This window comes from Paenibacillus sp. FSL H7-0942 (genome assembly GCF_045040715.1).
Taxonomy (GTDB): Bacteria; Bacillota; Bacilli; order Paenibacillales; family Paenibacillaceae; genus Paenibacillus; species Paenibacillus amylolyticus.
Window position 1 is genome coordinate 4,690,793 of sequence record NZ_CP150279.1, and the last position, 12,358, is coordinate 4,703,150.

Below are 12,358 nucleotides of genomic sequence, written 5' to 3' on the forward strand. Positions count from 1 at the left end.
CAAGTTAACGGGATTCATCCTATGTTCATTCAATTGGGACAGATCAGGAGATCATCCGATCACAGGTGAACGAGCCTCTCAGCCGCGTCCAGCGCCGCGCAGAACGATGGAATCCTCTACCTTGATACAACGATTCGTTACCGCTGTCATGCCGTTCTCTGCAGCAATCTGGACCGCTTCATCACTATGGATGCCAAGCTGCAACCATAGAACATTTGCTTTGATGGCAGCGGCGTCACGAGCGACATCCGCGCAAAACTCTTCGCGACGAAACACATTGACAATGTCTACCGGCTCTGGGATATCCGCGAGTGTAGCATATACCGTCTCTCCCAGGATTTCACCTTGCACCTGTGGATTAACCGGGATGATGCGATAACCTCTGCTCTGCATGGCTTCTGCCACCATATAGGAAGTGCGATCTGATTTGTCTGATAAGCCGACGACTGCGATGTTGCCTGCCTTGCGCAAAAGTTGTCCAATTTCTTCACGAGTAGGGTTGTTAAATTCCATGTTCAAGCACCATCCTTTTCTGATTAAAGTGCGTGTTCAAAAAAAACAGGTTTTCAGTTATTTACTCTTTTACCCATTGAACCGAGGCGCCAAGCGCCTGCAAATGATCGAAATATTGCGGATAAGACTTGGCTACATGGTGTGCATCCCGAATACGAAGCGGCTCCTTGGAACGCAGACCAACAACAGTGAGCGCCATAATTACGCGATGATCGTAGTGAGCGTTAATCTCAACGCCGCCTTCAACGCCTTCTGGACGTCCATGAACGATAATCTCAGCTTGACGCTCTTCAACGTTCGCTCCTGCCTTCCGCAGTTCGTTCAAATAATCGGTGATTCGGTCACATTCCTTGTAACGCAGGTTCTCTACATTATAGAACCGTGACGTGCCTTCCGCAAACACAGCTGCGGCTACCATAGCCAAAACGGCATCCGTCGCGGCATCCCCGTCGAATTCGATCGCTTTCAGTCTGCCATTACCTTGAACATGTACAACATCGTTCTCATGTGTCAATGGCACTTCCATCATGCGCAGCACGTCAACGATGGCACGTTCACCCTGTTTGCTCTGCTCCATCAGGCGCAGAATTTTCACATCGGACTGTGTAACCGCTGCTGCGGCAAGAACCGCTGCTGAGCCGGGATAATCCCCTTGAACTGTGTAGGTCGTTGGTTGGTAAGCCTGTCCACCTGGTACACGGAAGGACATATAATCATCACTTGCATGGATAACGATACCTGCCTGCTCCAGCACTTCCAGCGTCTGTCCGATAACGACCTTGGACTTCAGGTCATTCAGTACTTCAATGGTGCTGTCTTCTGCAAGCAACGGAGTTACAAACAACAACGCACTCAGATATTGGGAGCTGACGGAGCCGGATACACGAATGTGTCCACCCTTGGCATTGCCACCCTTGATTGTAATCGGCAGGCGTCCTTGTTCATGCTGTACATCTACACCCAATTGACCAAGCGCATCGATCAGGTCATCATGTGGACGTTTGCCCAGCGAATCCGGGTACGTATTCACAAAAGTAACTTCAGGGCAGAGCGCTGTAACGCCCATCAGGAAACGAAGTACAGCACCCGCATTCCCAACATTTAATTCACGCACATCACGGGGATGACTGCCAAAACCCTGGATCACAATCTTGCTGTCGTCTTCTTCAAGTACTGCCCCCAGATCACGAATACATCTGCGCATGGCGTCACTGTCTTCACTGTGTGCCGGGAAATGAATGGTACTTGTGCCTTCCGCCAGCGCAGCAGCCAGCAAATAGCGAGTCGTGTAGTTTTTAGAGGACAGAGCCCCGATTTCCCCGTTCAGAGTGGGGGTTGGTTTAACAATAACGTCCATGGATGAAATTCTCCTTCATTGATTATATTGTGGCCAAATTGACATTCCGTGCATCGCTTGGGTATCATTATAGCGTTAAGTCCATACAGAAAAGAGGACCTGAATATGACACAAATAGCTGAAATTGAAACGTCTGAGCTGCGCCGCCGTTTACAGGCGGGAGAGAAGTTGCAGATGATAGACGTCCGTGAGGACGATGAAGTCGCGCAAGGCATGATCGAAGGAGCCAAGCATATTCCGCTTGGACAGATTCCGGACCGTCTGTCTGAGATTGAGAAATCAGGCGAGATCGTGATCATCTGTCGTAGCGGTTACCGCAGTGAGCGTGCATGTGAATATCTGCAGCAACTGGGATATGAAGGCTGTACAAACATGGTCGGCGGTATGCTTCAGTGGCAACAGGAAGACTAGAGAAGCTCGGAGAGAAGCGAAGTCATTTGTAACCTTGTGACCTCAGCTCTGCTCCACTCCTAGAAACGGGCCTATATGGCCCGTTTTGTTATATCTGCCACCACCTATCACCCATCAAACTTCGATGATAACAAGCTTAGACGCGGTAATGCGCTAAAATTAAACGAGTCACTTCAGCAGCGGATAACTCGGTTGTATCCACCGTATAATGTGCGAACCGATATGCGTCTTTCCGTTCTTCCATAATTGCCTGAATGCGTTCCTCTGCATTGCCTGCGAGGAGTGGGCGATTGTCACAGCCACTAACACGCTCTACAATCACTGCCGGATCAGCAGTCAAGGCAACAACCCAACCATTCTTCAACATCACGTCACAATTATCCGAACGCAGCACCACGCCACCTCCGGTCGCTATGACCTGTGACTTCTTCTCCAGCACCGAGCATAACATGCGGCTCTCGGCATCACGGAAATACGTCTCTCCCTTGCCAGTGAACAATTCCGGAATCGTACAGCCTTCCTCTTTTTCCACCGCGGCGTCTACATCAATCAATCGATAACCAAGCTCGCGTGCAAGCATGTCAGCGACGGTTGATTTGCCGGTTCCCATCATACCGATGAGAATAATATTGTTAGACTTGCTCAAGGTGTACACTCCTTTAATTCAAGCAATTCGTGAGCACTTTTGTCCTATCATAACACAGCCCTGCGGACTGGGAAAGACCATCTCCTCACTGACTTCCTTTCGACCATCCGCAAGTACTTCCAAGACAGATTAAGTAACTCCCGGCATCTAAGCCTACGTCAGATCACCCTCAAACAGTTTTGAGCCCCCAAACGTTTTCAATCAGTGACCAACTAGTAACTTAACGAACACCAATGAGCTTATTTACCTAAAATAGTCGCAGTTAAACTTCTAACGAATCTCAGTAAACTTATTTCAAAAAATCACCGTCAAAACCTCGACATCTCACTGCGAATTATTGAAATAGGGCCATCTGAGTTCGTTAAAAAATAGAACCGGCTCATTTTACAAAAATAGAGTGTCTCCTGTTCATTAGGTCTAGAACCAGCTACATATCTTCTCCATCAACACTATTACTGTATAACAAAGTAAAAAAGAGGCCTAGCGTTAACCGGCAATCACCGGAACGCCAAACCTCTTTTGAGCCTCTTAGCAGGCCATAGCTCCTGCTTAAGGGCGCTTTGACCAAATCTAATAGACTTGTATATGTGGTACTACTCCATCCAGTTGTGGTGGAAGCTACCTTCTTTGTCCACACGTTTGAACGTGTGAGCACCGAAGTAGTCACGTTGAGCTTGCAGCAAGTTTGCTGGCAAACGCTCTGTACGGTAGCTGTCGTAGTAAGAAAGAGCGCTGGAGAAGCCAGGTACCGGAACACCTTGTTTTACAGCCGCCGCTACAACTTCACGCCATGCGCCTTGATAAGACTCAACGATGTTTTGGAAGTAAGGATCCAAGAGCAAGTTTTTCAGTGCTGCGTCTTTATCATAAGCTTCCTTGATGTTTTGCAGGAACTGCGAACGGATGATGCAGCCACCGCGGAAGATCATGGCAATGTTGCCGTATTTCAGATCCCAGCCATACTCGTCGGAAGCTGCACGCATTTGTGCAAATCCTTGTGCGTAGGATACGATTTTACTTGCGAAGAGGGCTTTACGAACGCTCTCGATGAACGCTTTTTTGTCACCGGAGAACTCTTCAGTTGCTGGTCCATTCAGGATTTTGCTAGCTGCTACACGCTCGTCCTTCATCGCAGACAGGAAACGGGAGAATACGGATTCCGTAATCATGGACAATGGAACGCCGAGATCCAGCGCGCTTTGGCTTGTCCATTTACCTGTTCCTTTTTGTCCAGCCGCGTCCAGAATGACGTCAACCATCGGTTTGCCCGTTTCAGGATCGTATTTGGAGAAGATATCTGCCGTGATTTCGATCAGGTAGCTATCCAACTCTCCTTGATTCCATTCCGTAAAGATCGCATGCAGCTCTTCAACAGAAACGTTTAATACGGATTTGAGCAAGTGGTACGCTTCACCAATCAACTGCATATCTCCGTACTCAATACCGTTATGCACCATTTTCACATAGTGTCCGGCACCATCAGGTCCAATATATGTACAACATGGATCGTCACCGACTTTGGCTGAGATCGCCGTCAGGATCGGTTCAACCAGTTTATAAGCACTTTCCTGTCCACCAGGCATGATGGAAGGGCCTTTCAGTGCGCCTTCTTCACCACCGGATACACCTGTACCGATGAAGCGAATGCCTTTGTCTTCCAACTCTTTGCTGCGACGTTGCGTGTCAGGGAAGTATGCGTTCCCTCCATCAATGATGATGTCGCCCTCATCCAGGTGAGGAAGCAGTTGTTCAATGGTAGCGTCGGTCGCTTTACCGGCTTGTACCATGATCAAAATTTTGCGCGGGGATTCCAGGGATGCTACGAACTCTTCAATGGAGAATGAGCCTGTCAGGTTTTTACCTTCAGCTTCTTTCAGAAGATCATTGGTTTTCTCCGGGGAACGGTTATATACCGATACTGAGAAACCTTTGCTTTCAATGTTAAGGGCCAAATTTTTGCCCATGACAGCCAGGCCAATTACGCCAATTTGTTGTTTTGTCATCTGGTCCTCCATCCTTTGCTCCAATTAATTTTATTGAAATAAATTCTCAACAATACTCCCATTTTAACGGTTTTATGTATAGAAGTGAACCCCGTGGTACAGGTACGCAACGAGAAAACACCCCAATCTGCTGAGGTGTTCATCGTATTTTCATAAATAGAACCGTGAATACAATAGATCATGCCAAAGTAATCCTATTAATCCAATATTGTATTGTACAATGTTATAATTATATCCAATGAAATTCGAACAAAAAGGAGGAGTGTACATAATGGCCTTAGAGCAGCTCTCAAAAGAGGAACGGTTTTCCCTGGATATTCGAAGAACATTTCTTCTGGGGGCGTATATGAATGAATGGGGGGTGCCAGAGCTCAGGATCGTTCTTTCGAAGCCAGAAAGAAACATTCATGTAGAAATCTATTATTTTCCTGCCACAATTCAATCTGGCATCGCAAGATTCGTGACGGTTGGGTTGTCTCAGGCAACACGGCCCTCAGGAGAGATTGTAGCTGCTGAATGGATGCTTGCGCTGCAACCGGATCTTGGCGGTGAAGAGGTGGAGCGTGTCAACACCTACCTGGTCGATCTGATCTCCCATCACATCGAAAACGTGCCGGATTCAACGGTTCCCCGTGTGATGGAATCAAGCGAATTAGCACCAGCCCGATGGAATGCGACTGCCTTTCTCATTGATGAATTGCGGGGAGAGAAAGAATCCCTCGAACAGATTCATGTGGGTCATGAAACGATAGCATTACTGTGGGCAGTACCCATCACTTCTTTTGAAGCCAACCTGTTGCTCACCAAAGGATTGGATGAATTTGATGCCTGGATTGAAAGCTCGCAATATTCCATCATCAACCCCTGTCGTCCGTGATGCCCGTCAGGCACAAAAATAGAGCCCTGGCTTGCGCCGGGGCTCTAATGTAGATGACTTTCAAAAGCGATATTCATCAACCTTCCAGCATTAACAGATGTCCGGACAACTGTTTCAATGCTTCGCGGCAGGCGTTTGCCTTTTCTGTATTATTCAGCTGAACTGCCGTATGCAGGCGTTCCAGTTCATCGTCCACTTCCATGCGCAACAACATGAGCCTTTCCTCGCCTTCACGCGAGAGGAACATTTCTTCCATCTCTTCCGCCGTCGGCGCAGGTTCCTTTTGAAAAATGACACGTTGTTTGAACCCGGACACTTCCACAAGCCGAATGACTTCGCCGAATAAAATGTTCTCCACGGTCATCTGCTGATCCTTGAACCGCTTCACAACTGCATGCCCGCGTGTATCTCCAATCAGCTTCTCCAGCCACTCTGCAAGTTTTGCATCCTTAATGATATAATCTCCAGTCATCTTGTAGTTCCCCGTGCGTGTCTGTTGAAAGCGGAGCTTTACCAGCTTGCGACCGGTCCGGACTGACAGGATAAAAAAGGATTCGTCCTCGCTCCAATATAGTGAATATCCCTCACGAATAAGGTCTCTGATCAAATTTTGGATATGCCGACGGTTGAACCGCAGCTCCAGATTGCAATATTCAACTTCATAACTCTTATTCACGGCACTCCCTCCATCTGTACCGGATCAACTCCGGCCCTCGTCTTCAATCGCTTCTACTCAATCGGCTTACCCTATTTTATACTTCATTTTATGTAAGGGTACTTGGTTATTTGACTATTTTTCACCGAAAGGACCGCCGGATTGCAGCTTTCCGCAGACGCACAGGGGCAAGCCCCCGATTATCGTGATATAACGGACGCGAAAAAGGGAGCTCCACAACCAAGATGGTTGGTGGAACTCCCTTTTCTTTTGCTTATTTGGCCGGAGCGGTGCGAAACGGATTGCGGGATAACACAAAGTGCACAACGGCAAGTCCTGCCATGACGATGGCACTGCCAATGAATGGAGCCGGATGGCTAACGTGGTCCCACAGCAGTCCGGAAACAATAGGGCCTACAACCATGCCTGATCCCTGCAATGTAAGGAAAAATCCCCAGATCGCTCCCCGCTCTCCTTTGGGAATCAGTGTGGCTACAAAAGCATTCCAGGCGGGCAGAATCATGGCATAACTGATGCCCACCAGCATGACAACACCAAACACCACCGGAATGGATGTTATAGAGGAGAATGCGAACAGACTCGCTGCCGCCATCAAAAAACCAACGTTCAGGAACGGTTTCGTGCCAAACCTGTCTACCATTTTACCAACAGGCAGCAAGGCAATAACGGTTATTCCACCACCCGCAATCAGCAACAAACTGTAAAGATTTGGTGAGATGTGCAGGTCTGTGCGTGTATATAGCGTGATTACTGGACTGAGCAGCCCGATGACAAACGACTGCATAAACAAGGCAGGATACACCAGTGGATTAACATTAAGCGTGCTGCGTACCCGTTGCAGTGTGCCCTTCACACTCTTTTGCAGCCGGATGAACGGCGTCAGCAAATTCGGTTTGGCTGGATATTTCACATCACTATTCTTCGCTGCTTGCTCGGCATGCTCTCCTTCAACAATGACACGTCCAGGAAGAATCATGGCCACCAGAATAACGAGAATGGCACAACCCATCAGCACGAGGAATATAGTTCTATAATCATGATGCGTGCGCTCCAGCAGCCAGTTCATGCCTATAGGTCCAAGTCCTGTACCACCCAGAGCAGCCATCTCCAGCGCCCCCATTGCTGTACCATTCTTGTTCTGTGGGCCTGACATCGCCGTCACCCCTGTCATGGCGCAAGGCCAGAGCGGTGACGTACCAATGCCAAGAATCAGACAGGCCATGGCCAGTCCAACGGCACTTTTGAGAAAAAGGATCATAATAACAGCGATTAAGGTACAGATTAATGCTGTAACCATCGTTGCGCGGAACCCGATCCGTTCTGCTGCCCAGCCGGAAGGTGCACGGAACAGATTATCTCCCAGATATTGAAGAGCAAATGCCACACCAATAACGCCTGCGGACAGACCCAGAATATTGTCCATATACACGGGCAAAACAGCTACCAACAGAGCCCCTTTGATAATTTCAACTAGAAAAAGTGTCAGCCACATCGCGATAAAAAATGGTGATCGCAAAATTTTGGCTGGTTTTGTATCGGTTTGCATTCTTTTTCCCCTTTCGGTGTTCATTTGCCTATTCCCTATCCTTAGTGTAACCGTGGGGAATGTGCCCAAATCTCGGCAAATTAAAAAATTGTCGATTTATACTGTTGCATTCGGTTCTTAATTTGCTATACTCATCTTTGTTTACCAATTTTATTAGGAAGGGTTGTGACAGCACTGATGAATCACCACCGTACGCCGCTGTTTACCGCTTTAAAAAATCATGCGGCACTCAATCCGGTACAGTTTCATATTCCGGGCCATAAAAAAGGATTGGGAGCGGATACCGAATTCCGTGAATTTATTGGCGATAATGCCTTCTCCATAGATTTGATTAACATCGCACCGTTGGATGACCTGCATCAGCCAACCGGTGTCATTCAGGAAGCACAGATTTTGGCAGCAGATGCCTTCGGAGCCGATTATACCTATTTTAGTGTACAAGGCACAAGCAGTGCCATTATGACCATGATTCTGTCTGTATGTTCACCGGGTGACAAAATTATTGTGCCCCGTAATGTGCATAAATCGGTTCTGTCCGCCATTATTTTCTCAGGCGCCAAACCCGTATTTGTTTCTCCTTCACAAGATGCCAATCTGGGCATTGACCATGGAGTGACTACACAGTCTATCCGTCGCGCACTTGAGCGTCATCCAGATGCCAAGGCATTGCTTGTAATTAACCCGACCTATTACGGCGTGGTTACCGATCTGAAAGAGATTGTTGAGTTGGCACACAGCTACCAAGTCCCTGTACTTGTTGATGAAGCACATGGTGTGCTCATTCATTTCCATGAGGATCTGCCGTTGTCTGCGATGGCAGCAGGTGCCGATATGGCTGCAACCAGTGTTCACAAGCTTGGTGGCTCCATGACACAGAGTTCCGTACTCAACTTGAACACAAAGAACGGGTTCGTGAATCCACAGCGTGTACAGACGATCCTGAGTCTGCTCACCTCAACATCAACTTCATACATTTTGCTTGCTTCACTCGATACATCAAGACGTAACCTGGCTCTCCACGGTCGTGAGATTGCACAGAAGGCGATTGAACTAGCTGAATTTGCCAGACGTTCGATTAACGATATGGATGGCCTGTATTGCTTCGGTAGAGAGCTGCTAGGTACAGAAGCGACCTTCAACTATGATCCAACCAAAGTAACGATCCATGTTCGCCATCTGGGCATTACAGGGTATGAGACAGAGAACTGGCTGCGTGAACATTACAACATCGAGGTTGAACTTAGTGATATGTACAATATTCTGTGTCTCATTACGCCAGGAGATACGGATAACAGTGTGGATATCTTGCTGAACGCTCTGCAGGATCTCTCCCGTACCTATTATCAAGTGAACCCGGCACATGAACTGGTCGTAAAAGTTCCGGATATTCCACAGTTGATGCTTACTCCACGTGATGCATTCTACGGTGATACCGAAGTGATTCCGTTTAAGGAATCCGCAGGACGTATTATCTCGGAATTCATCTATGTCTATCCGCCAGGCATTCCGATCCTGTTGCCGGGTGAGGTTATCACCCAGGAAAATATCGACTACATCATCGATCATGTCGAAGTTGGATTACCCGTCAAAGGACCCGAAGATCGCAGCGTAACCAACGTTAAAGTGATCGTGGAAGCCGATGCCATTTTCTAAAACACCCCCCTTGCGCTGTGCATGGGATAAACTTAAAGGACCAAGCCCTAGCTTGGTCCTTTTTTATTTTATGGGACAAGCGAGTTTGCATTTTCCCGTCTATTTCGTCGTTCAAACCGGTGGTGTAAATGCTCGTATACCTCTTAAAAAACAAACAAAAGGCCCCCTGAGATCAAGGAGCCTTCATGTTATGTTCCAAAAGAATGACTATTCTTGTGATGCAACGAGTTCGTTGTAAGCCGCTTCAACGCGGTTCCACTCTTCTTCGTCTTCAATATTGTAGAGCACCATTTCCTCGTCTTCTTCTTCCATACGCAGGATGATGCCGTCAGCTTCAGGATTGTTACGTTCCAGCAGGAGCGCATAAACATGCTTCTCCACGTCAAACGTCTCCACCAAAACCATCTCCACGTCTTGGCCGTTCTCGTCTGTTAATGTGAGAAGGACTTCTTCATGCTCGTGGTCGTGGTCGTGGTCTTGCCCGCATCCGCAGCCATCGCCGTGTTCATGTGTGTGATCGCTCATTGAAATACCTCGCTTTATAAATAGAAATTGTGTAACCTTGCATATCGTAACATGTTCAATGACCCAGGTCAATTTAACTCACAGGGTAATTTTCGCTTCAATCGTTCAGCGCTGTAATGATTTTCTCCGCTACCAGGACGTAGCTGCTGTTTGCATTTTCTTTAATATGAAAGCCGACCTGATACTTGCCGGCACGACTGAAATCGTACGTAAAATCATATGTGCGGAACCAGAAGTTATCCTTCTGGGTTGTAAGCTCCTGGGACTGGATATCCTTCACCTGACCGCTCGGGTTAGTGATTGTTACTTTCACGGCAGCTACATCTGCTGTCAGACTGTCCACTTGTGAAAATACATTAAATTTCAGCTTACCTACGTTAACGTTGCCAAATACAGTGTCTCCCTTGAAGAGAAAAATATGTACATTCGGTTTGATCACCGTTACTCTCTTGTTACTGCTGTCCCATTTGACGACGCCTCCGGCTTCCCTGACAGGTACATAGGTCGTTCCATCAATGAGATAACCTCCATCAGCTGCTTCCTTGCCGTTAATGAGAACACGAATCTTCTCGTTCACCGAATCTGCAAACAATAAAGACCCGCCGAGCAAGGAGAATACCGTGACACAAAGCAATATTCGTTTCCATTTCATCCCGTCAATATTCCCTCCCCTGCTGCTAGCTGTTGTACATTTATACTGCAGATTCATCCACAAAGTTGCGCTGTTTTTCATCATTTTTCATTTTTTATCCAGAATTTTTTCCACCCCTTGGAATGCACAAAAAGAGGCGATCCTCATTAAAGGATGCCCCTGATCTATAATTGTTATATATACGGGATTATACGAAGAGTTTATGAAGAAGTATGGCGGGTCAATATACAGGGAACGCCCTTGCCTAAAGCCCCTTCAATTCTCATACGTGCAGCGTAATCCATGCCTCGTGTACATGGTGTCTTACATCTCTCGCATACATCCGATGTGACCAACTTCATGGATACACGTATTTTATCACTCTTTAATGCGGGAGCTTTCTTACCCTTTGCTTTTGCCATCCCGGATTCCCCATTTCCCCAAGTGCTTACTGATGTAATGCATCATATGGGGATTCGCCCGGTTGTGTGTCTATTTAAAAAACGTATTTAAATAATAAAAATATGACAAGGAGGATACCTCCGAGAATGAGCCAGTTGCTGATTTCATACCAAATGCTCTTGCCTCCGGACAGGTATTTCTGTTCATTCTCCTGATGACGCTGACGGTGGGTATCGGTCTCAGAGCCATGGGGTGGTTTGCTAAAATCCATCATAAGTACATTCCCCTTTCAGCAGTTTTGTGTAAACTTAATACCATTATAACCCACAATTGAGTGTGAAATTGATTTTTATGCATAAAACACCAAAAAAACCTCCGATTTCTCGGAGGCTTCTTATCAACAACAACTAGTATCAGTGATTACGCCAGTTCCACGTTAACATTCACGTTTCCTTTGATTCCTTTGGAATATGGGCAGTAGTCGTGGGCAAGTTTCACAAACTTCTGTGCTGTCTCCTCATCCAGACCAAGGATTTTAACTTCCAAATCTACTTGAAGCTTCACGCCGTTATCCTCAGAGTCCGTCACCAACATTACCGTTGCAGCTACGGTACTTCTTTCAATCTCAACTTTGTGTTTCTTCAATTGAAACTCCAGTGCGGAGTTAAAACAAGCACTATACCCTGCTGCAAACAACTGCTCCGGATTGGTAGCTGTCGTCACTTGTCCTCCGAGTTCAGGTGGTGCAGCAACATCCAACATAAACACGTTATCTGGGGATTGTACGATGCCTTGACGTCCACCTGTATTGATGACTGTTGTTTCATATAATGTTTTCATTTGTGAAAACTCCTTTAGTTGATTAGATTTATTTTGACTTAATTTTGACTTCTGTTGTATCGCTAACAATTACATTGTACACAATTTAATTGTGTATGTAAATAGTTAATATAAAAAAATATAGTTTAAAACACGTTTGGAGAATAATTCATCTCTAAGCCCGGACAGCCCAAACATAGAGTCAGAGCACTTTCTGAGTTGTTCGCTTGTATCCAATAAACTTGGCCTGACTTCATTCTCTAAATAAAAATGGTACCCAAACACTGCACTTCATTTTC

At 46.7% G+C, this 12,358-nt stretch carries 13 protein-coding genes; 3 read left to right on the plus strand and 10 right to left on the minus strand.

What is annotated here, in order from left to right; translation table 11 throughout:
• Positions 1–78: 78 nt before the first annotated feature.
• On the minus strand, positions 79–513 hold the full coding sequence (locus MHI48_RS20850) for a CoA-binding protein (RefSeq protein ID WP_017687409.1): 435 nt from the start codon (positions 511–513) through the stop codon (positions 79–81).
• A 61-nt stretch (positions 514–574) separates the two neighbouring features.
• Positions 575–1,870 (minus strand): 3-phosphoshikimate 1-carboxyvinyltransferase, encoded by a 1,296-nt coding sequence (aroA, locus tag MHI48_RS20855; RefSeq protein ID WP_017687408.1) that lies wholly within the window; start codon positions 1,868–1,870, stop codon positions 575–577.
• Positions 1,871–1,975: 105 nt separating this feature from the next.
• Between aroA and MHI48_RS20860 the strand changes: the two genes are divergently transcribed.
• Positions 1,976–2,281: a rhodanese-like domain-containing protein gene (locus MHI48_RS20860; RefSeq protein ID WP_017687407.1), complete on the plus strand. Its 306-nt coding sequence runs from the start codon at positions 1,976–1,978 to the stop codon at positions 2,279–2,281.
• 136 nt (positions 2,282–2,417) lie between these two features.
• Here MHI48_RS20860 and MHI48_RS20865 read toward each other — a convergent pair whose 3' ends face one another.
• Both MHI48_RS20865 and gndA read right to left on the minus strand, forming a co-directional pair.
• On the minus strand, positions 2,418–2,927 hold the full coding sequence (locus tag MHI48_RS20865; RefSeq protein WP_036614703.1) for a shikimate kinase: 510 nt from the start codon (positions 2,925–2,927) through the stop codon (positions 2,418–2,420).
• A 593-nt stretch (positions 2,928–3,520) separates the two neighbouring features.
• Entirely contained in the window at positions 3,521–4,930 is a 1,410-nt protein-coding gene (gene gndA, locus MHI48_RS20870; protein ID WP_047843706.1) for an NADP-dependent phosphogluconate dehydrogenase, read from the minus strand.
• Between the two features lie 271 nt (positions 4,931–5,201).
• Between gndA and MHI48_RS20875 the strand changes: the two genes are divergently transcribed.
• Positions 5,202–5,807, plus strand: a complete 606-nt coding sequence (locus MHI48_RS20875; protein WP_076328049.1) for a suppressor of fused domain protein — start codon at positions 5,202–5,204, stop codon at positions 5,805–5,807.
• A 76-nt stretch (positions 5,808–5,883) separates the two neighbouring features.
• Here the strand turns inward: MHI48_RS20875 and MHI48_RS20880 are convergent, their stop codons facing one another.
• Both MHI48_RS20880 and MHI48_RS20885 read right to left on the minus strand, forming a co-directional pair.
• Positions 5,884–6,483: a hypothetical protein gene (locus MHI48_RS20880; protein WP_076328050.1), complete on the minus strand. Its 600-nt coding sequence runs from the start codon at positions 6,481–6,483 to the stop codon at positions 5,884–5,886.
• A 253-nt stretch (positions 6,484–6,736) separates the two neighbouring features.
• A complete protein-coding gene (locus tag MHI48_RS20885; RefSeq protein WP_076328051.1) occupies positions 6,737–8,029 on the minus strand; it encodes an MFS transporter in 1,293 nt (430 codons plus the stop codon).
• Between the two features lie 177 nt (positions 8,030–8,206).
• Here MHI48_RS20885 and MHI48_RS20890 point away from each other — a divergent pair, with 177 nt between their 5' ends.
• Entirely contained in the window at positions 8,207–9,682 is a 1,476-nt protein-coding gene (locus tag MHI48_RS20890; protein WP_026080977.1) for an aminotransferase class I/II-fold pyridoxal phosphate-dependent enzyme, read from the plus strand.
• Positions 9,683–9,889: 207 nt separating this feature from the next.
• Here the strand turns inward: MHI48_RS20890 and MHI48_RS20895 are convergent, their stop codons facing one another.
• The 4 genes from MHI48_RS20895 to MHI48_RS20910 all read right to left on the minus strand — a co-directional run bounded on the left by MHI48_RS20895 (position 9,890) and on the right by MHI48_RS20910 (position 12,080).
• Positions 9,890–10,207, minus strand: coding sequence for a DUF1292 domain-containing protein (locus MHI48_RS20895; RefSeq protein WP_036614722.1), 318 nt, complete (start codon positions 10,205–10,207; stop codon positions 9,890–9,892).
• 97 nt (positions 10,208–10,304) lie between these two features.
• Entirely contained in the window at positions 10,305–10,859 is a 555-nt protein-coding gene (locus tag MHI48_RS20900) for a copper amine oxidase (RefSeq protein WP_036614723.1), read from the minus strand.
• A gap of 475 nt (positions 10,860–11,334) precedes the next feature.
• A complete protein-coding gene (locus MHI48_RS20905; protein WP_017687398.1) occupies positions 11,335–11,514 on the minus strand; it encodes a hypothetical protein in 180 nt (59 codons plus the stop codon).
• 146 nt (positions 11,515–11,660) lie between these two features.
• Positions 11,661–12,080 (minus strand): organic hydroperoxide resistance protein, encoded by a 420-nt coding sequence (locus MHI48_RS20910; protein WP_017687397.1) that lies wholly within the window; start codon positions 12,078–12,080, stop codon positions 11,661–11,663.
• Positions 12,081–12,358 lie beyond the last annotated feature (278 nt).

What these genes read in the sequence shown, in the direction of transcription:
- MHI48_RS20850 (WP_017687409.1), bottom strand. Translation starts at nt 513, where the DNA reads ATGGAATTTAACAACCCTACTCGTGAAGAAATTGGACAACTTTTGCGC.
- aroA (WP_017687408.1), bottom strand. Translation starts at nt 1,870, where the DNA reads ATGGACGTTATTGTTAAACCAACCCCCACTCTGAACGGGGAAATCGGG.
- MHI48_RS20860 (WP_017687407.1), top strand. Translation starts at nt 1,976, where the DNA reads ATGACACAAATAGCTGAAATTGAAACGTCTGAGCTGCGCCGCCGTTTA.
- gndA (WP_047843706.1), bottom strand. Translation starts at nt 4,930, where the DNA reads ATGACAAAACAACAAATTGGCGTAATTGGCCTGGCTGTCATGGGCAAA.
- MHI48_RS20875 (WP_076328049.1), top strand. Translation starts at nt 5,202, where the DNA reads ATGGCCTTAGAGCAGCTCTCAAAAGAGGAACGGTTTTCCCTGGATATT.
- MHI48_RS20885 (WP_076328051.1), bottom strand. Translation starts at nt 8,029, where the DNA reads ATGCAAACCGATACAAAACCAGCCAAAATTTTGCGATCACCATTTTTT.
- MHI48_RS20890 (WP_026080977.1), top strand. Translation starts at nt 8,207, where the DNA reads ATGAATCACCACCGTACGCCGCTGTTTACCGCTTTAAAAAATCATGCG.
- MHI48_RS20895 (WP_036614722.1), bottom strand. Translation starts at nt 10,207, where the DNA reads ATGAGCGATCACACACATGAACACGGCGATGGCTGCGGATGCGGGCAA.
- MHI48_RS20900 (WP_036614723.1), bottom strand. Translation starts at nt 10,859, where the DNA reads ATGAAATGGAAACGAATATTGCTTTGTGTCACGGTATTCTCCTTGCTC.
- MHI48_RS20905 (WP_017687398.1), bottom strand. Translation starts at nt 11,514, where the DNA reads ATGATGGATTTTAGCAAACCACCCCATGGCTCTGAGACCGATACCCAC.
- MHI48_RS20910 (WP_017687397.1), bottom strand. Translation starts at nt 12,080, where the DNA reads ATGAAAACATTATATGAAACAACAGTCATCAATACAGGTGGACGTCAA.